This is a genomic window from Rhodococcus sp. WB1 (assembly GCF_001700945.1).
Lineage (GTDB): Bacteria > Actinomycetota > Actinomycetes > Mycobacteriales > Mycobacteriaceae > Rhodococcus > Rhodococcus aetherivorans.
This window is the reverse complement of record NZ_CP015529.1, coordinates 12471-32744: the sequence shown is the minus strand read 5'-3', so window position 1 is coordinate 32744 and position 20274 is coordinate 12471. Positions and strand designations below refer to the sequence as shown.

Here is a 20274-nt window from a genome sequence, read left to right as displayed (position 1 = left end):
TACCGATGACGAGCACCCTTTCATGGATCGACGAGATCACCATGACCGAACTCGAGCGCAACCCGTACCCGGTCTACGAGCGGCTGCGGGCCGAGGCACCGGTCGCCTTCGTCCCCGTCCTCGGCGCGTTCGTCGCCTCGACCGCCGAGGCGTGCCACGCCATCGCGACGAGCGACGACTTCGAGGCCATCATCACCCCGGCCGGCGGCCGCACGTTCGGACATCCCGCGATCATCGGTGTCAACGGCGACATCCACCAGGATCTGCGCTCGATGGTCGAACCCGCGCTGCAGCCGAGCGAGGTCGACCGCTGGATCGAGGACCTGGTCCGGCCCATCGCCCGCCGCTACCTCGAGGGTTTCGAGAACGACGGCCGCGCCGATCTCGTCGCCCGGTACTGCGAACCGGTCAGCGTCCGCGCGCTCGGCGACCTGCTCGGGCTGAAGGACGTCGGCTCCGACACGCTGCGCGAGTGGTTCCACAAGCTGTCCGACTCCTTCACCAACGCCGAGGTCGACGACCACGGTGAATTCACCGACCAGGAGCGGTTCGCGGCCGGCGACGCCGCGAAGGCGGAGATCCGCTCGATCGTCGATCCCCTGATCGACCACTGGATCGAACACCCGGACGACAGTGCGATGTCGCACTGGCTGCACGACGGCATGCCCGAGGGGCAGACCCGCGACCGCGAGTACATCTATCCCACGCTGTACGTGTTCCTGCTCGGGGCCATGCAGGAGCCGGGGCACGCCATGTCCTCGACGCTGGCGGGGCTGTTCAGCCGGCCCGAACAGTTCGAAGCCGTCGTCGACGAGCCGGGTCTGATTCCGCGCGCGATCGCCGAGGGCATGCGGTGGACGTCGCCGATCTGGTCGGCGACGGCCCGCATCGCGAGGCGGGACACCACGGTGTCCGGGGTCGACATCGCGGCAGGCACCGTGGTGATCCTGTCGTACGGCTCGGCCAATCACGACACCGGCAAGTACGACGCCCCCACCGAATACGACATGACCCGCCCGCCGCTGCCGCACCTGGCGTTCGGCGCCGGCAACCACGCGTGCGCCGGCATCTACTTCGCGAACCACGTGTGCCGCATCGGCCTCGAGGAACTGCTCGACACCATCCCCAACCTCGAGCGGGACACGAACGCCGACGTCGAGTTCTGGGGCTGGGGCTTCCGCGGACCCACCGCCCTGCACGTCACCTGGGAGGTCTAGGACATGAGCGCCACCGTCACCGTCGGCGACACCACCGTCGCGTGCGCACCCGAGCAGACCGTGCTCGACGCACTGCTGCGCAGCGGGGTGTGGATGCCCAATTCGTGCAACCAGGGCACGTGCGGCACCTGCAAGATCCGGGTCCGCTCGGGCGCCGTCGACCACCGCACGTCCCCCGAGGCGACGCTGCCCGCGACGGAACGCGACGCGGGCTTCGCCCTCGCGTGCCAGGCCACGCCGTGCGGCGACACCGTCGTCGAGCGGCCACGCACCGACGACGGCCGGGACCGGGACGCCACCCACGCGCTGCGCGACCTCGTCGGCACCGTCACCGAGGTCCGCGACATCGCCCACGACACGCGGCGGATGCTGCTCACCCTGGACACGCCGCTCGAATTCTCCGCCGGGCAGTACGTCGAACTGACTGTCCCGGGCACCGGCGTCCGGCGGCAGTACTCGCTGGCGAACACCCCGGGTGAGGCGAAGCTGCTCGAGCTGCATGTCCGTCGCCGGCCGGGTGGGGTCGCGAGCGACCGGTGGGCGTTCGGCACCGTCGCGGTCGGCGACCGTGTCGACGTCACCGGACCGCTCGGGGACTTCACGTTCGACGCGGAGTCCACCGGCCCCATGGTGCTGCTCGCGGGCGGGACCGGACTGGCCCCGATGAAGAGCATCGTCCGGCAGGCGCTGTCGCTGGATCCGCGGCGCGAGATCGTCCTCTACCACGGGGTGCGCACCGCCGAGGACCTCTACGACTCCGGCTTCTTCCGCGAGCTGGAGGCGCAGCATCCCGGCTTCCGGTTCGTCGCGTGCCTGAGCCGTGAGTCCGGCGGCGACCGCGAGGGCTACGCCCCCGACGCCTTCGTCGAGGACGTGGCGTCGGCGAAGGAGTACACGGGCTACATCTGCGGCTCCGAGGCCTTCGTCGACAGCGCCGTCAAGGCGTGCAAGCGGCGCCGGATGTCGCCGCGCCGGATCCGGCGGGAGAAGTTCACCTCGGCGACGTGACCCACCCCCGGTGCGTCCTTTGGGCTGTTCCAGCAGCCCAAAGGACGCACCGGGCGTTTGGGGACTTCCTACCCTCCTGCCGAGGGTCCTAGGTAGGCCTAGGCATTTGCCTGGTGTGACTGTGGCCACATGGTGGCATGGTGGAGATAACGCGGAAACAGCCCCATTCTCCGCCGGGGCCGACCCGACACCCTTTCTGGAGGATCCCCATGACCGAGACCCTGGACCATGTGCGCGCCGCCCTCGACGGCGCTCTCGTCGAAGATGCGGCCAGCGGCCGATACCAAGTGCGCCGCAACATCTTCACCGACGAGGAAGTCTTCGAGCTGGAGATGAAGCACATCTTCGAAGGCAACTGGGTCTACCTCGCGCACGAGAGCCAGGTTCCGAACAACGGGGACTACTTCACCACCTACATCGGTCGCCAGCCCGTCGTGATCAGCCGCGACAAGGAGGGCGAGCTGCACTGCCTGATCAACGCGTGCAGCCACCGGGGCGCGATGCTGTGCCGGCGCAAGACCGACAACCGCACCACGTTCACCTGCCCGTTCCACGGCTGGACGTTCCGCAACAACGGCAAGCTGCTCAAGGTCAAGGACCCGCGCGACGCCGGCTACCCGGAGGGGTTCAACAAGGACGGCAGCCACGACCTGACCAAGGTCGCCCGGTTCGAGAGCTACCGCGGCTTCCTGTTCGGCAGCCTGAACGAGGACGTCAAGCCCCTCGAAGAGCACCTCGGCGACGCCACCAAGATCATCGACATGATCGTGGACCAGTCCCCCGAGGGTCTCGAGGTGCTGCGCGGTTCGTCCACCTACACCTACGACGGCAACTGGAAGCTGCAGGCGGAGAACGGCGCCGACGGCTACCACGTGTCGGCGACGCACTGGAACTACGCGGCCACCACCGCGCGCCGCACCGCCGGCGAGTCGACCAACGAGACCAAGGCGATGGACGCCGGCACCTGGGGCAAGCAGGGCGGCGGCTACCACTCGTTCGAGAACGGCCACCTGCTGCTGTGGATGTGGTGGGGCAACCCGCAGGACCGCCCGCTCTTCCCCCGCAAGGACGAGCTCGCCGCAGAATTCGGCGAGAAGAAGGCCGAGTTCATGGTCGGCGCGTCCCGCAACCTCTGCCTCTACCCGAACGTGTACCTGATGGACCAGTTCTCCTCGCAGATCCGGCATTTCCGGCCGATCTCCGTGGACAAGACCGAAGTCACCATCTACTGCATCGCCCCCAAGGGTGAGAGCGCCGAATCCCGCGCCAACCGCATCCGCCAGTACGAGGACTTCTTCAACGCCACCGGAATGGCCACCCCGGACGACCTCGAGGAGTTCCGGTCCTGCCAGAAGACCTATCTCGCGTCGGCCGCCCCGTGGAACGACCTCAGCCGCGGCGCCACCCACCAGCTCAACGGACCGGACCAGGTCGCGCTGGACCTCGGCATGAAGAACGTGCTGTCGAGCGGCGTGAAGACCGAGGACGAGGGCCTGTACCCGATCCAGCACGGTTTCTGGCTCGAGAGCATGCGCAAGGCCGTCGCGGCGGAAACCGCCGAGAACGCCGCTGCCGAGCCCACCACCACGAACGAGCGCTGAGGAAGACCAGGACATGACCGCCGCAACGGAATTGACGCAGACCGACATCGAGCAGTTCCTCTACCGTGAGGCCCGTCTCCTCGACGACCGCGAGTTCGAGAAGTGGCTCGAGTGCTACCACCCGCAGGCCGAGTACTGGATGCCGGCATGGGACGACAACGGTGCGCTCACCGAGGACCCGCAGCGCGAGATCTCGCTCATCTACTACCCCAACCGCGGTGGCCTCGAGGACCGGGTGTTCCGCATCCGCACCGACCGCTCCTCCGCGACGTCGCTGCCCGAACCGCGCACCGGCCACAACATCACCAACGTCGAGATCCTCGAGCGCCGCGGCACCGAGATCGACCTGCGCCACAACTGGTTCTCGCTGTACTACCGGTACAACACCACCGACACCTACTTCGGCACGAACTTCGTGACCCTCGACGTCTCGGGCCCGCACCCGGTGATCAAGAAGAAGAAGATCGTGCTCAAGAACGACTACATCCACCACATCGTGGACGTCTACGTCGTCTGATCCACCCCCGATTCACGAAAGGAGGCACATGCCGTGAGCTTTCAGGTGGCATTGAGCTTCGAGGACGGGGTGACCCGCTTCATCAAGTGCGGACCGAACGAGACGGTCGCCGACGCGTCGTACAAGGCGCGGATCAACATTCCTCTCGACTGCCGCGACGGCGCGTGCGGTACCTGCAAGGCGCTGTGCGAGTCCGGCAACTACGACGGCGGCGACTACATCGAGGAGGCGCTGACCGACGACGAGGCCGAGCAGGGATTCTGCCTGCCGTGCCAGATGGTCCCGGAATCCGATCTCGTGCTGCAGATCGCGACGACCTCGGACGTCGCGAAGACCGCGGCCGCGACGTACACGGCGACGATCACGGACCTGCAGCGGTTCTCTCCCAGCACCGTGGGCTTCACCGTCGAGATCCCCAATCGGGACGACCTGGTGTTCCTGCCGGGCCAGTACGTGAACATCACCGTGCCCGGAACGGAACAGACCCGGTCGTACTCGTTCAGCACGGGACCGAACGACCCGCAGTTGTCCTTCCTGGTGAAGATCACCGAGGGCGGCCTGATGTCCGAGTACCTGAGTGATCGCGCCCAGGTGGGAGACACCCTGCAGTTCACCGGCCCGTTCGGCAGCTTCTTCCTGCGTGAGCGTAAGCGCCCCGCCCTCCTGCTCGCCGGCGGTACCGGCCTCGCGCCACTGCTCGCCATCCTGTCGAAGATGCAGGAGGAGGGCAGCGACCTGCCGGTGCACCTGGTCTACGGCGTCAGCTTCGACCAGGACCTGGTCGAGCTGGACAAGCTCGAGGCCTACACGCGGTCGCTGCCGAACTTCACGTTCGACTACTGCGTTTCCGATCCGGAGTCGACCGCCCCCAACAAGGGGTACGTCACCGGGCTGTTCGAGCCGAAGCACCTCAACGACGGCGACGTCGACGTCTACCTGTGCGGGCCGCCGCCGATGGTCGAGGCGGTGCGCACGCACCTGTCGGACGAGGGCATCTCGGTGACGAACTTCTACTTCGAGAAGTTCAACAACTCCGCGACCCTCGGAGCCGCCGAACCGGCGCCCCGGCCCACCGAGCGGGAACTCGAAGCCGCCACCAGGGCAGCCGAGGAGACCGGCCTGCCGGTGTCCCTCGGCGCCGCCGAGCAGGTGCCGGTGGGCAACTACGAGATCGGCGAGGAGCACCCGCCCGTCACCGAATCCGACGCCCAGTTCGACGCGCGCATGGCGCTCGAACTCGGTGCGCTGGAGCTGACCATCGGCCGGCTCACCGACGCGCAGCTCGTGGAATTCCGGATTCTCGCCGAGGCGTCGACCGCGTCGATCGACCACGACCGCTTCACCGACGCGGGCGCGTTCACCGACACCAACGCCGCCTTCCACGAGTTCCTGTTCCGCTGCTGCGGCAATCCCGTGCTGCTCGAGGCGTACAACCGGCTCGAGGTGACCCAGCTGATGCGCAAGGTGCTGCGCACCGCGCAGTGGGTGGACGAGCAGATTCCGCACGACCACCTGCAGATCGTGCGGGCGTTCGAACGCAAGGACCGCGCGGCGGCCCGCGACCTCATCGTCAGCCATGCCGAGCACGCCAAGGCGACGATGCGCCGCGCCATCGAGGAGTCCGCGAAGGTGGAACTCGCGTGAGTGCCCTTCTTCCGGTCGGCACCGTGTACCCGGGCCGCTTCGACGGCAGGGTTGTCACCGTCACCGGCGCCGCGCAGGGTATCGGCCTCGTGGTCGCGTCCCGCATCGCAGCCGAGGGCGGATCCGTGATCCTCGTCGACCGCTCCGAGCTCGTGCACGAGGTGGCGAAGGAGTTGCGCGAGAAGGGTTTCCAGGCGCACTCCGTCACCGCCGACCTCGAGACTTTCGCGGGAGCGCAGTCCGCGATCGACGAGGCCCGGCAGCAGCACGGCCGCATCGACGTGCTCGTCAACAACGTCGGCGGGACGATCTGGGCGAAGCCGTACGAGCACTACACCCCCGAGCAGATCCAGGCGGAGGTGCAGCGGTCGCTGTTCCCGACGCTGTGGACATGCCGCGCGGTGCTGCCGTACCTGATCGAGCAACGCTCGGGCACGATCGTCAACGTGTCCTCCGTGGCGACGCGCGGTGTCAACCGCGTCCCCTACGCCGCCGCCAAGGGCGGGGTCAACGCGATCACCGCCGCGCTCGCCCTCGAGGCCGCCCCGTACGGGATCCGGGTCGTCGCCACCGCCCCCGGCGGCACCGACGCCCCCGCCCGCCGGGTAGCGCGCGGCCCCGCCGCGCAGAGCGAGCAGGAGAAGGGCTGGTACCAGCAGATCGTGGACCAGACCGTCGACTCCTCGCTGCTCAAGCGGTACGGCACGCTCGACGAGCAGGCCGCCGCGATCACTTTCCTGGCCTCGGAGGAGGCCTCCTACATCACCGGCACGGTTCTTCCCGTCGCCGGCGGCGACCTGGGGTAACACCCCAGCACCGCCACAGGCCTCACCGACAGGCCAGGGATCCCCTGCCGGTGAGGCCCTCTTTCTGCCCCGTTTCATTTGTGACCGCACTCACAGACCGGAGCCGACATGGCCGACAACACAACCGCCTGGGCAAGTCCCCGGCACCGCCGCACCGTCATCTGGGTCGTCGCCCTCGCCACGCTCGCGATCATCTTCGACGGCTACGACCTCGTCGTCTACGGGACGATCCTGCCCACACTGATGGCCGACCCCAGCCAGATCGGAGCGATCTCCGCGCAGCAGGGCGGCGCGCTGGGCTCGTACGCCCTCATCGGCGTCATGGTCGGCGCCCTGTTCACCGGCGCGTTCGGCGACCGGCTCGGGCGCCGGAAGATGATGCTGATCAACATCGTCTGGTTCTCCGTCGGCATGGGCGCCGCGGCGATGGCCACCAGCATCACCTCCTTCGGCATCCTGCGCTTCTTCACCGGCATCGGCGTCGGTGGTCTCGTCGCCACCGCGGGTGCCGTGGTGGCCGAGTTCGCTCCGCCCGGGAAACGGAACCTGTTCAACGCGATCGTCTACAGCGGCGTCCCCGCCGGCGGCGTCCTCGCCTCTCTGCTGGCCATCGTGCTGCGCGACACCATCGGCTGGCGCGGACTGTTCTGGATCGGCGCGCTGCCGCTGGTGATCCTGCTGCCCCTGGCCCTGGTGAAGCTCCCCGAATCCCCGATGTGGCTGCAGGCGCGCGGGCGGACGGACGAGGCGGCCGCGGTCTGTGACAAGTTCGGTCTCCCCCTGCCCACGATCGCCCCGGCCCCGGCCGAGAAGGTCGGATTCGCCGCACTGGCCACCCGCCGCTACGCGTGGGGCACCACCCTGCTCGGCCTGATGAGCTTCGCCGGGCTCCTGCTGACCTACGGCCTGAACACGTGGCTGCCGAAGATCATGGCCGACGCCGGCTACAACGCGAAGGGCTCGCTCGCATTCCTGTTGGTGCTCAACGGCGGTGCGATCATCGGCGGCCTCCTGGCCTCCCGGATCGCCGACGGCCGCGGCCCCCAGCCGGTCATCGCCACCACGTTCGGCCTCGCCGGCCTGGCACTGATCCTCCTCACCTTCGGGTTCCCGCTGCCCGTCCTGCTGACCGCGGTGGCGATCGCCGGGGTCGGCACGATCGGCACCCAGGTGCTCATCTACGGGTTCGTCTCCAACTACTACGAGACGGCAGCGCGCGGTGCCGGTGTCGCCTGGTGCGCCGGATTCGGCCGGCTCGGCGGCATCTTCGGCCCCATCATCGGCGGCCTGCTCATCGGTGCCGGGCTGAGCAACGACGTGAGCTTCTACATCTTCGCGGGCATCGCCGTGGCCGGCGCCCTGGTCACGGTGTTCGTTCCCATCCGACGGGGTGCGCAGTACGTTGCCCGAACCCCCGAAGCTGCGGCCGCGAGCCCCACTACCGTGGAAGTGTGACTCACCCCGCCATGCTGGTCGGACGTACCCGAGAGCTCTCCGAGCTCGACCGTCACCTCGGCGAGGCGCGAGCCGGTTCACCCGTGCTCGCCCTCGTCGAGGGTCCGCCGGGTATCGGCAAATCCGCCCTGGTGCAACGATTCACCGAGGTCTTGAACGGCTGGCAGGTCCGCGTGTCCGCGGGCGTCCCGTGGGAGGCGGCGCGCGCGTGGAGCACGGCCGAGCAACTGCTGCAGGCCCCCGTCACCGGACGTGATCCGGTGGAAGTGGCGCACGAACTGTTGTCCCTCGTGGACGATCCCACCGTTCTCGTCGTCGACGACGCGCACTGGTCCGATTCCGAGTCGTTGCAGGCCCTGTCGTCCGCCGTCCGCCGCGCCCACGGCAAGCAGTTGCTCGTCCTGCTGGTGACCGTGGACCCGCTGCCGGAGGCGGTCCCGGACAGCACCCGGCAGGTGCTCGACCATCACCGCGCCCTCTCCGTGCACGTGCGGCCCCTCGGGCCGCAGGACATCGCCCAGCTGGCCCTCGCCCGCATCGGCGTGGACCTGTCGCCGTGGACCGCGCGACGGCTGTTCGAGCACACTCTCGGCACACCCCGCCCGATCCTGCAGTTGCTCGACGAGATCCCCCGCAACCAGTGGCAGCACTGGCAGGCCCGGTTCCCGGCGCCCCAGGAACGGTCGGGCGCCGTGCGCCGCACGCTGGACCACTGCCCCGCCGAGACCCGGGCACTCGTGGAAGCGGCGGCCGTGCTCGGTGGCGAAAGCACCCTGACCCAGGCCGCGGCGCTGGCCGGGCTGGCGGACCCGACCGCGGCGCTCGACGCCGCGCACACCGCCGGATTGCTCCGGCGGCGCGAACAGCGCGGCGCGGTCACCCTGATCTTCCCGGACCCGATGACGCGGGCCGCCGTCGCGGACGACATCGGTCCCGCCCGCTGGCGCGACCTGCACGCCCGCGCCGCCGAACTGGTCGACGACGAGGGTGCCGCCCTCACCCACCTGGTCTCCGCCACCCCCACCGCCGATGCGGACCTCGCGGACCGCCTCGATCGGTACGGCCGGCGCCGCGCCGCCGTCGGTGCGTGGTCGGATGCTGCCGAGGCACTGATCATCGCGAGTGGCATCAGTCCCGACCGCGACCAGCGCGCGCAGCGGCTGATCCGCGGCGTCGACGCCCTCACGGGCGCGGCGGACCTGCCCCAGGCGCTGACGTTCGTGCCGGCGATGGAGGCCGCGCCCGAGGGCTCCATGCGCGACGTGGTGCTCGGCTACCTGGCGATCCAGCGCGGCCGGTCGGCCGAGGCCTCCCAGCTGCTCACGCGCGCATGGCAACTGCTCCCGGACCCGGCCCGGGACCCCGATCTGGGTGCGATGATCTGCCAGCGCATGGTGCTGCATTCGCTGGCCCAGCTCGACGGCGCGGGCCTCGTCGAGTGGGCCGACCGCGCGTCGTCCCTCGTAGCTCCCGACATGCCCGCTGCCGTCGAGTCGGCCGCGATCCGCGGCCTCGGCCTGGCCATGACCGGCCGCGTCGACGAGGCACGCGCCTCGTACGCAGAGCTGTCGGAGACCTTCCGGCTCGGCGCCCAGAGCCAGCGGATCCGCATGGCGGAGGGCTGGCTCGCCCTGGCGCTGGACGAGCCGGATCGCGCCCGCGCGGAGCTCGAGAGTGCCGAGCCGACCGTCTTCCGCGGCGGCTCGATCCGGATCTCGTTGTGGGCGCAGGCGTGGCTGGCGCGCACGGAGTTCGCGCTCGGCGCATGGGACGACGCCGTGCGCACCGTCGACCGCGCGGCCGCACAGCTCGACACGGCCGGCCTGGATCTGCTTCGGCCGCTGGTGCATTGGACAGGAGCACAGGTGCACGCCCTGCGCGGGGACTGGTCGCTGGCCCGCGAGCACCTGCGTCGCGGACGCGCGGGCGCCACCGACTATGCCGTCATGGTGGTGCCGTCCTGCATCGCGGCCGCCCAGTGCGCAGAGGTCGCCGCCGACTACGACGGGGTGCTGCGGCACCTCGCACCGCTCACCACCCGTCGGCGGCAGGCCTTGGTGGAACCGGGTTTCTGGCCGTGGCCGGACCTGTACGCGAATGCTCTCGTGATGACCGGACGCGTCGACGAGGCCGACGAGTTCCTCCGTCCGTTCGAGGAACTGGCCGTCTCCCGTGGGCACCTGTCCGCCCGGGCGCGGCTCGGATACGTGCGCGGACGGATCCACGGGGCACGGGGTGACATCGACGCCGCCCGCAGAACATTCGAGGACGCGCTGGCGAACCTGGCGACGCTGTCGCTGCCGTACGACCGTGCCCGCGTGAACTTCGCGTACGGGCAGACGCTGCGCCGCGCCGGACGCCGGCGGGAGGCGGACGCGGTGATGCGCACGGCCCGCGAGCTGTACGTGACGCTCGGCGCGACGTCGTACGTGCAGCGCTGCGACCGCGAACTCAAGGCCGGGGGGATGAAGGCGAACGGCGACGATACCCGCCGGACACACATGGATCTGGCGGCGTTGACCCCGCAGGAGAAGGCGGTCGCCGCGCTGGTGGCCGCGGGCAATACCAACAAGGACGTGGCGGGCGAGCTGTTCCTGTCGGTGAAGACGGTGCAGTACCACCTGACACGGGTCTACGCGAAGCTCGGCATCCGTTCGCGCAGCGAGCTGGCCGCCCAGTTCCGGCAAGAGGAGTGAGGAAGAGATGACAGCAGTCGACGAGAAGACCTCTCCCCCGAACGACACCGACCTGCTCGAGCGGCCCGCTCGGCCCGTGACCCGGCCGCGCCGGGTGCTGCGGGACCTCGGCGTCGAGTACGCGGCGAACGGCGTGATCGGGCTGGTGTTCTCGTCGACGGGGCCGGTCGCGGTCGTCCTCGCGGCCGGCGCGGCCGGCGGGCTCGGCGCCGCCGAACTGGCGTCGTGGATCTTCGGGATCTTCGTCCTCAACGGCGTGCTGACGATCGCGATGAGCATCGCCTACCGGCAGCCCCTCGGCTTCGCCTGGACGATTCCGGGCACGATCCTCGTCGGCGGGTCGCTGGGGCACCTGTCCTGGCCGGAGGTGATCGGGGCGTTCCTGGTCACCGGCCTGCTGGTGCTGGTGCTGGGGGCGTCCGGGCTGGTGCGGCGGGTGATGGAGGCGCTGCCGATGCCGATCGTCATGGCGATGGTGGCCGGCGTCTTCCTGAAGTTCGGTGTGGACCTGGTGCTCGCGCTCGGTGCGGACGTCGCGATCGCCGCGCCCATGGTGCTGATGTTCCTGGCGTTGAGCGCGTTCGGCCGGATCGGCCGGTGGCTGCCGCCGATCCTCGGGGCGCTGATCGCCGGTGCGGTCGCGGTGGCGGCGTCGGGGCGTTTCTCCCCGGCCCCGGGCGGAGCGGGCATCCTCGCGTCGCCGGTCTTCACCGCCCCGGTGTTCACGTGGACGGCGTTGCTGGAGTTGGTGATCCCGCTGGCGATCACCGTGCTGGTGGTGCAGAACGGGCAGGGCGTCGCAGTGCTCACGGCGGCCGGGCACCGGCCCCCGATCAACGTCACCACGATCGCGTGCGGGGTGTGGTCGCTCGGTGCCGCCTGCGTCGGCGCGGTGTCGACGTGCCTGACCGGCCCGACGAACGCCCTGCTCACCGCGTCCGGTGAGCGGAGCCGCCAGTACACGGCGGCCGTGTGTTTCGGGCTGTATTCGATCGTGTTCGGACTGTTCGCGCCGCTGTTCGTGCGGTGGATGACCGCCGCGCCGGCGGCGTTCGTCGCGACCCTCGGGGGCCTGGCGATGCTGCGGGCGCTGCAGGGCGCGTTCGTGACGGCGTTCGCCTCGAAGTACACGATGGGGGCGCTGGTGGCATTCGTCGTCACCGCCGCGAACGTGACGTTCTGGAACATCGGGGCGGCGTTCTGGGGTCTGGTGGCCGGGGTGATCGTGTCGCGGTTGCTCGAGCGGGGGGACTGGACGACCGGCCGGTGACGGCGGGTGCGCGCGTGTGGGTGCGCGCACCCGCCGTGTCCCGAGCCGGTGGGTGTCAGCGGCCGAACAGCGAGCCGAAGATGCCGGAGCTCGTCTTGGGAGCGGAGTCCTGGTCGCAGGCGCATCGCTCGGCGGCGGGCACGGACTTCATCACGCTGTCGACGTGCTGGCCGCAGCCGCCCCAGCCGGTCTTTCCGCACTTGGGGCAGGTGACGGGGTAACACATGGGCGTCCTCCTCGGGGAAGCGGTCGGGGTCTATCGTCAATATACCCCCTGGGGTATCAGATATGCCAGTGTGCGCATCCGCACATACGGTACGACGCAGATCGGGGACCGGGCATCCGCGAAAATCCGGCGCCGGGACGGGCGAACTGACACCCTGAGGGCCGTACCGTCCCGCCGCGCAGACAGGATCAACAACCCATGGCACGTCCGGTTCGCGTCGTCGTCCTCGGTTCCGGCTCGTGGGGCACCACCGTCGCAGGGCTGTCGGCCCGGAACACCCCGACCCTGCTCTGGTCCCGCAATCCGGACACCGCCCGCGAGATCGACGAGGAGCACCGCAACACCCGGTACCTCGGCGAGCGGACCCTGCCGGCCAACCTGCGCGCCACCTCGGACCTCCTCGAGGCCGCGCACGAGGCCGACGTGCTGGTGGTCGGAGTGCCGTCCCACGCGGTCCGCGCCACCCTCGCCGAGATCTCGAACGAGGTGCGGGCCTGGGTGCCGATCCTCTCGCTCGCGAAGGGACTCGAACCGGGCACGCGCCTGCGGCCCACCGAGGTGATCGGCGAATGCCTGCCGGGGCACCCCGTGGGGCTGCTGGCCGGGCCGAACATCGCCGGCGAGGTCGCCGACGGCATGGCGGCCGCCGCGGTGGTGGCCACGGCGGACGAACGCGTCGCGGCGGCCCTGCAGCCACTGTTCGCCTCGAAGGTCTTCCGCGTGTACCGCAACACCGACGTCCTCGGCTGTGAACTCGGCGGGGTCCTGAAGAACATCGTCGCGATCGCGGCGGGCATGGCCGAGGGGCTGCGGGTCGGCGACAACACCCGGGCGATGGTGCTCACCCGGGGCCTCGCCGAGATGACCCGGCTCGGTGAGGTGATGGGGGCCAACCCGCGGACGTTCGCCGGCCTGACCGGCATGGGCGACCTGATCGCGACGTGCACGAGCCCGGCGTCCCGCAACCGCCGGATCGGCGAGGCGCTGGCGAGCGGGCTCACCCTCGAGGAGGCGGTGGCCCGGCTGGGCCAGGTGGCCGAGGGGGTGAAGACGGCCCCGACGGTGATGGAACTGGCGCGCGAGTACGAGGTGGAGATGCCCATCGCCGCCGAGGTCGAGGCCGTCGTGGCCGGCCGCCGCTCCCCCGCCGACGCGTACCGGGGGCTGCGCCGGGTCACGCCGGGCAACGAAGAGGACGTGGTCTGATCGGGAAGTATTCAGGATTCTCGACCGCGTACTAGATGGCGATATAGACCCTAATTTGCCTGGTGAAGCCGGTACTTGCACACTGTTCAAGTGATCGGAACCGAAGTACTCGTCGTCGGCGCCGGCTTCGCCGGGCTCGGTGCCGCCGCACACCTGCGGCAACGCGGCCGCGACGTGCGCGTTCTCGAACGGAGCGCCGCTCTCGGCGGCACGTGGCGCGACAACACCTACCCGGGGTGCGAGTGCGACATCCATCCGGCCCTGTACTCGTACTCGTCCGCTCCCCAGGCCGTCTGGGCCCGCGGCCGCGCTACCCAGCCGGAGATCCTCGCGCACCTGCACACGTTCGCCGCAGGGAACGGGCTCGACGACCGGATCGCCTACGGCACGACCGCAACCGGGTGCCGGTGGGACGAGACGACGGGCCGCTGGCACGTGCGCACCGACCACGGTCCGGACTACGCGGCCCGCTTCCTCGTCCTGGCCACCGGCGCCCTGAACGTCCCGCAGATTCCCCGCCTCGAAGGCTCCTTCGCGGGCCCCGCCTTCCACACCGCGCGCTGGGACCACGCCGTCGACGTCACCGGGCGGCACGTCGCCGTGATCGGCACCGGTGCGAGCGCTGCCCAGGTGATCCCGTACCTCGCCGACACCGCCGGCCGTGTCACGATGTTCCAGCGCAGCCCCGCCTGGGTGCTGCCGCGCCGCAGGCAGCACCTACCGCTGCCGCACCGCGCGCGACGGACGGTCGAGTACTGGCGCGGCGAGGCGCTCGTCCCCGCCCTCACCGGGGCCGACCGCCGGCTCGCCCGCCTCGAGGCCCGGGCGCTGCGGCACCTGCACCGGCAGGTGCCCGACCCGGACCTGCGCCGCGCCCTGACCCCGCGACACCGGATCGGGTGCAAACGGATCCTGTTCTCCGACAGTTACTATCCCGCGCTCGCCCGAGACTCCAGCACGGTGGTCACCACCCCGGTCGCGGGACTGGGCCCGCACGGTGTGCGCACCGTCGACGGTCGGGCACACGCGGCCGACGTCCTGGTGTACGCGACCGGATTCCGGGTGTCCGCCGCGCTCGCCGGCCTGCCGGTCGTCGGCCGCGACGGCCGCACCCTGCTCGAGCGGTGGGGGCGCGACGGCGCGTCGGCGCACCTGGGCACGACCGTCGCCGGGTTCCCCAACGCCTTCCTGCTCGGCGGGCCCAACACCGGCATCGGCCACACCTCGCTGCTGTTCATGATCGAGAGCCAGCTCCGCTACGTCGCCGCCGCGATGGACGCCACCGACCGGGAGGGCGTCACCGCACTCGAGGTGCGGGCGGCCGCCCAGCGGGAGTTCGCCGACGAGATGCGCCGGCGCTCGACAGGCACCGTGTGGACCACGGGGTGCCGGAGCTGGTACCTGGACCGCGACGCGGTGAACCGGTCGCTGTGGCCGGGCTCGTCCTGGCGATACCGGCTGCGCACCCGGCGGTTCGACCGGGAGAACTACACGGCCGCCGGTCCCGCACGACGGCCCTGAACGAGCGCTACACAGGTGCCTGTGCGACCCTGGTCACATGACGATCGACCACCGTGCCTCGCTCTCGACCCTGCTCGACACCCGCTACTCCTGCCGGGCGTTCCTGTCCAAGCCGGTGCCGCGCGAAGACATCGAAACCATGCTGCGGATGGCGCAGCGCACCCCGTCGTGGTGCAACTCCCAGCCGTGGGAGGTCGTCGTGGCCGGCGGGGACGCCATCGAGCGGCTGCGGACCGCGGTGTACGACCAGGCGGCGTCCGGCCATCTCGACCCGGACATCCCCGGCCCCGCCGAGTACCGCGGGGTGTACGCCGACCGGCGCCGAGGCGCCGGTTACGCCCTCTACAACAGCCTCGGCATCGCCCGCGACGACTACGCGCGCCGCACCGAGCAGATGCTCGAGAACTACCGCTTCTTCGGGGCGCCGCACGTCGCGATCGTCACGACCGACAAGGCACTCGGCACGTACGGAGCGGTCGACTGCGGCGGGTACGTCGCCACCCTGCTCCTCGCCGCGCAGGCGCTCGGCATCGCCGCCGTCCCGCAGGCCGCCGTCGCGATGGCCGCCGGTGCCGTCCGCCGCGAACTCGGTATCTCCGACGAGCGCGACATCGTGTGCGCGATCTCCTTCGGCTACGCCGACGAGAGCCACCCCGCCAACACCTGCCGCACCGACCGGGCGAGCCTGGACGACGCCGTGCGGTGGGTGGAGGAGTAACCACCCCCAGGGGTCCTGGCCCGGGGCGCCCGGGCGACGGAAGGTGGAACTCACCACCTTCCCCGCCCGAGAGGACACCCCGTGCACCGCATCGAAACCGAGGAGCTGCTCCGCCGTTGGGTACCGCGCGCCGTCGCCGGTGAACCGCACGCCGTGGGCGTGGTGGTGAGTTCCGTTCGCCCCCATGTGCTGAGCTTCTGCGCCGCGCGTATGGACGAGGGCACCCGCGCGCACACTCCGGCCGAGGACGTCACCCAGGAGGTGTGCCTCGCACTGACGCGGGCACTGCCGCGCTACCAGGATCGCGGTGCGTCGCTGCTGCGCTTCGCGTTCGGGATCGCCACGCACAAGGTCGCGGACGTCCGGCGCAAGGCTGCGCGTACCGTGACGCCGCTGCACGACGTCGCCGGCCCCGGGCCCGAGGAGGGCGTGCTCGACGAGGAGCTGCGTTCCGCGGTCCGCCGGCAACTCGCGCTGCTGCCGGAGCAGCAGCGCCGCGTGGTGCAGCTGCGGATCCTGCAGGGCTACAGCGCCGAACGCACCGCCGCGATGCTCGGCACCTCGGTCGGCGCCGTCCGCATCGCCCAGCACCGCGCCCTGCAGCGAATCCGGTTGCAGCTCAGTCGTGCTGAGCGCGCAGATACCGTCCGAAGTGCGGCACGGTGAATCCGATGAAGCCCCGTTCGGCGGAGTAGATGAGCCCCTTCTTGATGAGCCCGTCCCGCGCGGGCGACAGCGACGCAGGCTTGCGGCCGAGTTCGGCCGCGATCTTCGACGTCGCGACGGGACCGTCGTCGCCGGAGAGGTCGGCCATGGCGCGCATGTACTCCCGCTCCGCGGGGGTGGCGCGCTCGTACCGGGAGCCGAAGAACCCGACGGCGAGTTCTTCCTCGGCGGCGGGCGCGCCAACGCGCACGTCGTCGGCGGTGATCGGGCTCGTCGCCGCGACGTCCCAGGTCGCCTTGCCGTAGGCCTGGACGAAGTAGGGGTATCCGTCGGCCGTCTCGTACAGCGCGTCGAGCGCCTCCTCGGTGAAGGTCACTCCCTCCCGCTCGGCCGGCGCGATGAGCGCGATGTCGGCGGAGCCGCGGTCGAGCCGGTCGATCCGGTGGTAGCTGAACAGCCGCTCCGAGTAGCTCTTCGACGCGGAGAGCACCGCGGGCAGGTGCGGCAGCCCGGCGCCGACCACGATGAGGGGTGCGGCGTCCTGGCTGAGCTCGTGGCACGCCCCGCAGATCGCGGAGATGTCCGGTGCGCCGAGGTCCTGCATCTCGTCGACGAACAGCGCGATGCCCACGCCCACGTCGCGGGCGAGCCCGGAGGCGTCGATCAGGAGTTCGACGAGGTCGATCTCGAGGTCGCCGGTGTCGGCGCGGCCCTTGACCGCGGGGGCGTCGATGCCGGGCTGCCACCGCTCGCGCATGCCCTTGTCCGCGGTGGCCCGCAGCGCGAACGACTTGAGCACGCCGAGGAAGTACTCGACCGATTCGGGGTGCGGATGGGCCGGGGCGATCTCGCGCACCGCCATGTGCAGCGCCGACGACAGCGGCCGGCGCAGGTCCTGGTCGGGCCGGGCCTCGATCTTGCCGGTGCCCCAGCTCCGCGAGATCGCCGCGGAGCGAAGCTGATTGAGCAGGACGGTCTTGCCGACGCCGCGCAACCCGGTGAGCACGACGCTGCGTTCGGGGCGGCCGCGGGCGATCCGTTCGAGCACCACGTCGAAGGCGTCGAGCTGCTTCGCCCGGCCGGCGAGCTCGGGCGGGCGCTGCCCCGCGCCGGGAGCGTACGGGTTGCGGACCGGGTCCATCGGTCGATGGTAACGGCGCCGCGCGTGGACACCGCCTCCTTGCACCGCGTGTCGCGGGACATCCCGGATGCGGACATTCGCATAATAGACTTTGACATTCGTTTGCAATAACGCGTAGATGTTCCGGCATGAAGTCCTCCCGAAGTCTCGCGCTCACCGCCGGGCTGGCCGCCGTGCTCGTGGCCGGCTGCTCCACCTCCACCGCCGAGGACGCCCCCGCGGCCCCCGCCCCGACCGCTCCCGCCGAGGTCGCCGCCGCCGAGCCCCGGCTCGCCGTCACCTACGACGGCGGCATTCTCGTCCTCGACGCGAACGACCTCGACGTCGTCGCCGACCTGCCGCTCGACGGATTCAACCGCCTCAATGCCGCCGGCGACGGCCGGCACGTGTTCGTCTCCACCGCCGGCCGCTTCCGCGTCCTCGACACCGGCAGCTGGTCCGAACCCCACGGCGACCACGCGCACCACTACGCGGGCAGCGCGGCACTCACCGACGTCGAGTTCGCCGCCGCCAAGCCCGGGCACGTCGTCCGGCACGCGGGCAGGACCGTGCTCTTCGACGACGGCACCGGCCGCGTCGACATCCTCGACCCCGAGGACCTCGCCGACGGCACGCCGCAGACCGACACCTACACCACTCCGGAAGCGCACCACGGCGTCGCGGTCGCGCTCGCCGACGGCAGCCTGCTCGTCACCCTCGGCAACAGCGAGTCCCGCAACGGCATCGCCGTCCTCGACGCCGAGCGCCGGGAGATCACCCGCAACGAGCAGTGCCCCGGCGTGCACGGCGAGGCCGTCGCCGCCGACGAGGCCGTCGTGCTGGGCTGCGAGGACGGCCTGCTCGTCTACCGCGACGGCACGATCACGAAGGTGAGCGCCCCCGACCCGTACGGCCGGATCGGAAACCAGGCCGGATCCGAGGAGTCCGACATCGTGCTCGGCGACTACAAGAGCGATCCGGACGCGGAACTCGAACGACCACAGCGTGTCTCGCTCACCGATACCCGCACCGGCGAGCTGCGGCTCGTCGACCTCGGCACCAGCTACACGTTCCGCTCGCTCGGACGCGGACCCCACGGCGAGGCACTCGTCCTGGGCACCGACGGAGCGCTGCACGTGATCGACCAGAACAGCGGCGCGGTGGTCCGGCGCATCGACGTCCTCGCCCCGTGGACCGAGCCCGACGAGTGGCAGTCACCGCGCCCGGCGCTGTACGTGCAGGGCCACACCGCCTACGTCACCGACCCGGCGAACAGCGCGCTGCACGCGGTCGATCTCGACTCGGCCGCCGTGACGACCGCGTCGCTGCCGCAGACCCCCAACGAGATCACCGGCACCTAGGTGACCGAATGTCACATGGGTTCGATCCAACCGAACCCATGTGACATTCGGCCGGGCGACCGGCGCACGGGCGGCCGCGACAGCGCAGGCCGACGCACGGAGTCCCCGACCCCTACGGGACACACTTTCGTTGCGAGTCGCCGGAGTCCCTCCGTTCAGAGATCGGCGAGGAAGGCGAGCAACATTCCGGTGACGAGTTCCGGCTGTTCCTCCGCTGCGCTGTGACCGACTCCCTCGAGCAGGGCTTTCCTGCGCAAGTTGGGAAGATGGCTCTCCAGACGGTCGTAGAGGGGAGCGAATCGGTCCAACGCGGGATCCGCCGCTCCACCGATGAACAGACTGGGCTGCTGCAGCTTCAGGCCGTCGAGGAACGAGCTCTGCTCCCAGATGCGGTCGCGGTTCCGGTAGAAGTTCAACGCAGGCCCGAACCCGGTGCGCGAGTATTCGCTGACGTAGTAGTCCAGGGCGATCTCGGGTAGCCAACCCGGGAGGAACTCGGGGTCGAAAACCGTATCGAGAAAGTTCTCGCCCTCCGCGACGAACTGGCGCCAGCGTTCCTCACCGACCGCGCTGCCGGGGACCGAGTAGTAGATGCTGCGCAGCGTCGTGCGGACATCGGCATCCATGTGTCGCTCGGCTTCACCCGGCGTCTGGAAATAGTGCTGATAGAAGCGCGTACCGGTCTCCGCTTCCAGCTTCTTCCAATTCTCACTCGGCCGGCAGGGCTCGCGGGGAGGGACAGGGGTGTTCAGCATGGCCAGGGCATGGAACAGATCGGGGCGCAGCTGGGCCGCCGCATGGGCCACGAACGATCCGAGATCGTGGCCCACGACCACGGCCGAGGTTTCCCCGAGGCCGCCCATCAACCCGACGAGGTCGCCGACCGCATCGAACACATTGCAGTCCTGCACCTGCTCGGGACACCCGCTCCGCCCGAACCCACGAATGTCCGGTGCCACCACTCGATATCCGGCCGCGGCCAGTGCACGGATCTGCCGGCGCCACATGTACCAGAGGTATGGGATGCCGTGTACCAGCACCACCAGCGGACCTTCCCCCTCCTCGACATAGTGGATACGCATTCCGTTGACTTCCGCGAATCGATGCAGGAAACCGTGAGGGTCGTCCACGGTAGGCGCTGCCGTTTCCTCGGCAGAATCCGATCTTTGCATAGTCATTCAATGTTCTCCCAGTTGAAGCGCGACGGACACGTTCCGCGGATCAGATTCAGGGTTTCCCGGA

Annotated in this window: 17 protein-coding genes; 14 read left to right on the top strand and 3 right to left on the bottom strand. The window is 70.2% G+C overall.

From position 1 onward, the window contains the following. Positions 1-5 precede the first annotated feature (5 nt). From A4U64_RS00140 to A4U64_RS00100, 9 genes are all read left to right on the top strand, one after another. Positions 6-1217, top strand: a complete 1212-nt coding sequence (locus A4U64_RS00140) for a cytochrome P450 (protein WP_065921949.1) — start codon at positions 6-8, stop codon at positions 1215-1217. A gap of 3 nt (positions 1218-1220) precedes the next feature. Continuing rightward, positions 1221-2225, top strand: a complete 1005-nt coding sequence (locus A4U64_RS00135; RefSeq protein WP_006946208.1) for a 2Fe-2S iron-sulfur cluster-binding protein — start codon at positions 1221-1223, stop codon at positions 2223-2225. Between the two features lie 209 nt (positions 2226-2434). Next, on the top strand, positions 2435-3826 hold the full coding sequence (benA, locus tag A4U64_RS00130; RefSeq protein WP_006946209.1) for a benzoate 1,2-dioxygenase large subunit: 1392 nt from the start codon (positions 2435-2437) through the stop codon (positions 3824-3826). A 13-nt stretch (positions 3827-3839) separates the two neighbouring features. Further along, complete coding sequence (gene benB / locus A4U64_RS00125; RefSeq protein WP_043801243.1) at positions 3840-4343, top strand: benzoate 1,2-dioxygenase small subunit; 504 nt, start codon at positions 3840-3842, stop codon at positions 4341-4343. A gap of 33 nt (positions 4344-4376) precedes the next feature. Further along, entirely contained in the window at positions 4377-5987 is a 1611-nt protein-coding gene (gene benC, locus A4U64_RS00120) for a benzoate 1,2-dioxygenase electron transfer component BenC (RefSeq protein ID WP_043801240.1), read from the top strand. Further along, positions 5984-6793 (top strand): 1,6-dihydroxycyclohexa-2,4-diene-1-carboxylate dehydrogenase, encoded by an 810-nt coding sequence (locus A4U64_RS00115; RefSeq protein ID WP_006946217.1) that lies wholly within the window; start codon positions 5984-5986, stop codon positions 6791-6793. The genes benC and A4U64_RS00115 overlap by 4 nt, the downstream gene beginning before the upstream one ends. Before the next feature lie 108 nt (positions 6794-6901). Continuing rightward, positions 6902-8248 (top strand): MFS transporter, encoded by a 1347-nt coding sequence (locus A4U64_RS00110; RefSeq protein ID WP_006946218.1) that lies wholly within the window; start codon positions 6902-6904, stop codon positions 8246-8248. An 11-nt stretch (positions 8249-8259) separates the two neighbouring features. After that, the gene (locus tag A4U64_RS00105; RefSeq protein WP_029546519.1) at positions 8260-10944 is read left to right on the top strand and encodes a helix-turn-helix transcriptional regulator; all 2685 of its coding nucleotides are present in this window, start codon (positions 8260-8262) and stop codon (positions 10942-10944) included. Between the two features lie 7 nt (positions 10945-10951). Further along, entirely contained in the window at positions 10952-12214 is a 1263-nt protein-coding gene (locus A4U64_RS00100; protein WP_006946220.1) for a benzoate/H(+) symporter BenE family transporter, read from the top strand. Between the two features lie 55 nt (positions 12215-12269). Here A4U64_RS00100 and A4U64_RS28425 read toward each other — a convergent pair whose 3' ends face one another. Further along, positions 12270-12440 (bottom strand): hypothetical protein, encoded by a 171-nt coding sequence (locus A4U64_RS28425; RefSeq protein ID WP_167666173.1) that lies wholly within the window; start codon positions 12438-12440, stop codon positions 12270-12272. A 198-nt stretch (positions 12441-12638) separates the two neighbouring features. On the opposite strand from A4U64_RS28425, the gene A4U64_RS00095 reads away from it, so the two are divergent. The 4 genes from A4U64_RS00095 (at position 12639) to A4U64_RS00080 (ending at position 16551) form a co-directional block, all read left to right on the top strand. Further along, positions 12639-13646 (top strand): NAD(P)H-dependent glycerol-3-phosphate dehydrogenase, encoded by a 1008-nt coding sequence (locus A4U64_RS00095; RefSeq protein ID WP_006940963.1) that lies wholly within the window; start codon positions 12639-12641, stop codon positions 13644-13646. A 90-nt stretch (positions 13647-13736) separates the two neighbouring features. Further along, the gene (locus tag A4U64_RS00090) at positions 13737-15167 is read left to right on the top strand and encodes a flavin-containing monooxygenase (RefSeq protein WP_050036053.1); all 1431 of its coding nucleotides are present in this window, start codon (positions 13737-13739) and stop codon (positions 15165-15167) included. A 37-nt stretch (positions 15168-15204) separates the two neighbouring features. Next, positions 15205-15885, top strand: coding sequence for a nitroreductase (locus tag A4U64_RS00085; protein WP_029546521.1), 681 nt, complete (start codon positions 15205-15207; stop codon positions 15883-15885). A gap of 81 nt (positions 15886-15966) precedes the next feature. Further along, positions 15967-16551: a sigma-70 family RNA polymerase sigma factor gene (locus A4U64_RS00080; RefSeq protein WP_029546522.1), complete on the top strand. Its 585-nt coding sequence runs from the start codon at positions 15967-15969 to the stop codon at positions 16549-16551. Here A4U64_RS00080 and A4U64_RS00075 read toward each other — a convergent pair. Next, on the bottom strand, positions 16505-17692 hold the full coding sequence (locus A4U64_RS00075) for an AAA family ATPase (protein ID WP_029546523.1): 1188 nt from the start codon (positions 17690-17692) through the stop codon (positions 16505-16507). The genes A4U64_RS00080 and A4U64_RS00075 overlap by 47 nt on opposite strands. A 128-nt stretch (positions 17693-17820) precedes the next feature. Between A4U64_RS00075 and aztD the strand changes: the two genes are divergently transcribed. Beyond that, entirely contained in the window at positions 17821-19032 is a 1212-nt protein-coding gene (gene aztD / locus A4U64_RS00070) for a zinc metallochaperone AztD (RefSeq protein WP_050036054.1), read from the top strand. A gap of 155 nt (positions 19033-19187) precedes the next feature. Here the strand turns inward: aztD and A4U64_RS00065 are convergent, their stop codons facing one another. Further along, complete coding sequence (locus A4U64_RS00065) at positions 19188-20162, bottom strand: alpha/beta fold hydrolase (protein ID WP_232334137.1); 975 nt, start codon at positions 20160-20162, stop codon at positions 19188-19190. Positions 20163-20274 lie beyond the last annotated feature (112 nt).

What these genes read in the sequence shown, in the direction of transcription:
- A4U64_RS00140 (WP_065921949.1), top strand. Translation starts at nt 6, where the DNA reads ATGACGAGCACCCTTTCATGGATCGACGAGATCACCATGACCGAACTC.
- A4U64_RS00135 (WP_006946208.1), top strand. Translation starts at nt 1,221, where the DNA reads ATGAGCGCCACCGTCACCGTCGGCGACACCACCGTCGCGTGCGCACCC.
- benA (WP_006946209.1), top strand. Translation starts at nt 2,435, where the DNA reads ATGACCGAGACCCTGGACCATGTGCGCGCCGCCCTCGACGGCGCTCTC.
- benB (WP_043801243.1), top strand. Translation starts at nt 3,840, where the DNA reads ATGACCGCCGCAACGGAATTGACGCAGACCGACATCGAGCAGTTCCTC.
- A4U64_RS00110 (WP_006946218.1), top strand. Translation starts at nt 6,902, where the DNA reads ATGGCCGACAACACAACCGCCTGGGCAAGTCCCCGGCACCGCCGCACC.
- A4U64_RS00105 (WP_029546519.1), top strand. Translation starts at nt 8,260, where the DNA reads ATGCTGGTCGGACGTACCCGAGAGCTCTCCGAGCTCGACCGTCACCTC.
- A4U64_RS00100 (WP_006946220.1), top strand. Translation starts at nt 10,952, where the DNA reads ATGACAGCAGTCGACGAGAAGACCTCTCCCCCGAACGACACCGACCTG.
- A4U64_RS28425 (WP_167666173.1), bottom strand. Translation starts at nt 12,440, where the DNA reads ATGTGTTACCCCGTCACCTGCCCCAAGTGCGGAAAGACCGGCTGGGGC.
- A4U64_RS00095 (WP_006940963.1), top strand. Translation starts at nt 12,639, where the DNA reads ATGGCACGTCCGGTTCGCGTCGTCGTCCTCGGTTCCGGCTCGTGGGGC.
- A4U64_RS00085 (WP_029546521.1), top strand. Translation starts at nt 15,205, where the DNA reads ATGACGATCGACCACCGTGCCTCGCTCTCGACCCTGCTCGACACCCGC.
- A4U64_RS00075 (WP_029546523.1), bottom strand. Translation starts at nt 17,692, where the DNA reads ATGGACCCGGTCCGCAACCCGTACGCTCCCGGCGCGGGGCAGCGCCCG.
- aztD (WP_050036054.1), top strand. Translation starts at nt 17,821, where the DNA reads ATGAAGTCCTCCCGAAGTCTCGCGCTCACCGCCGGGCTGGCCGCCGTG.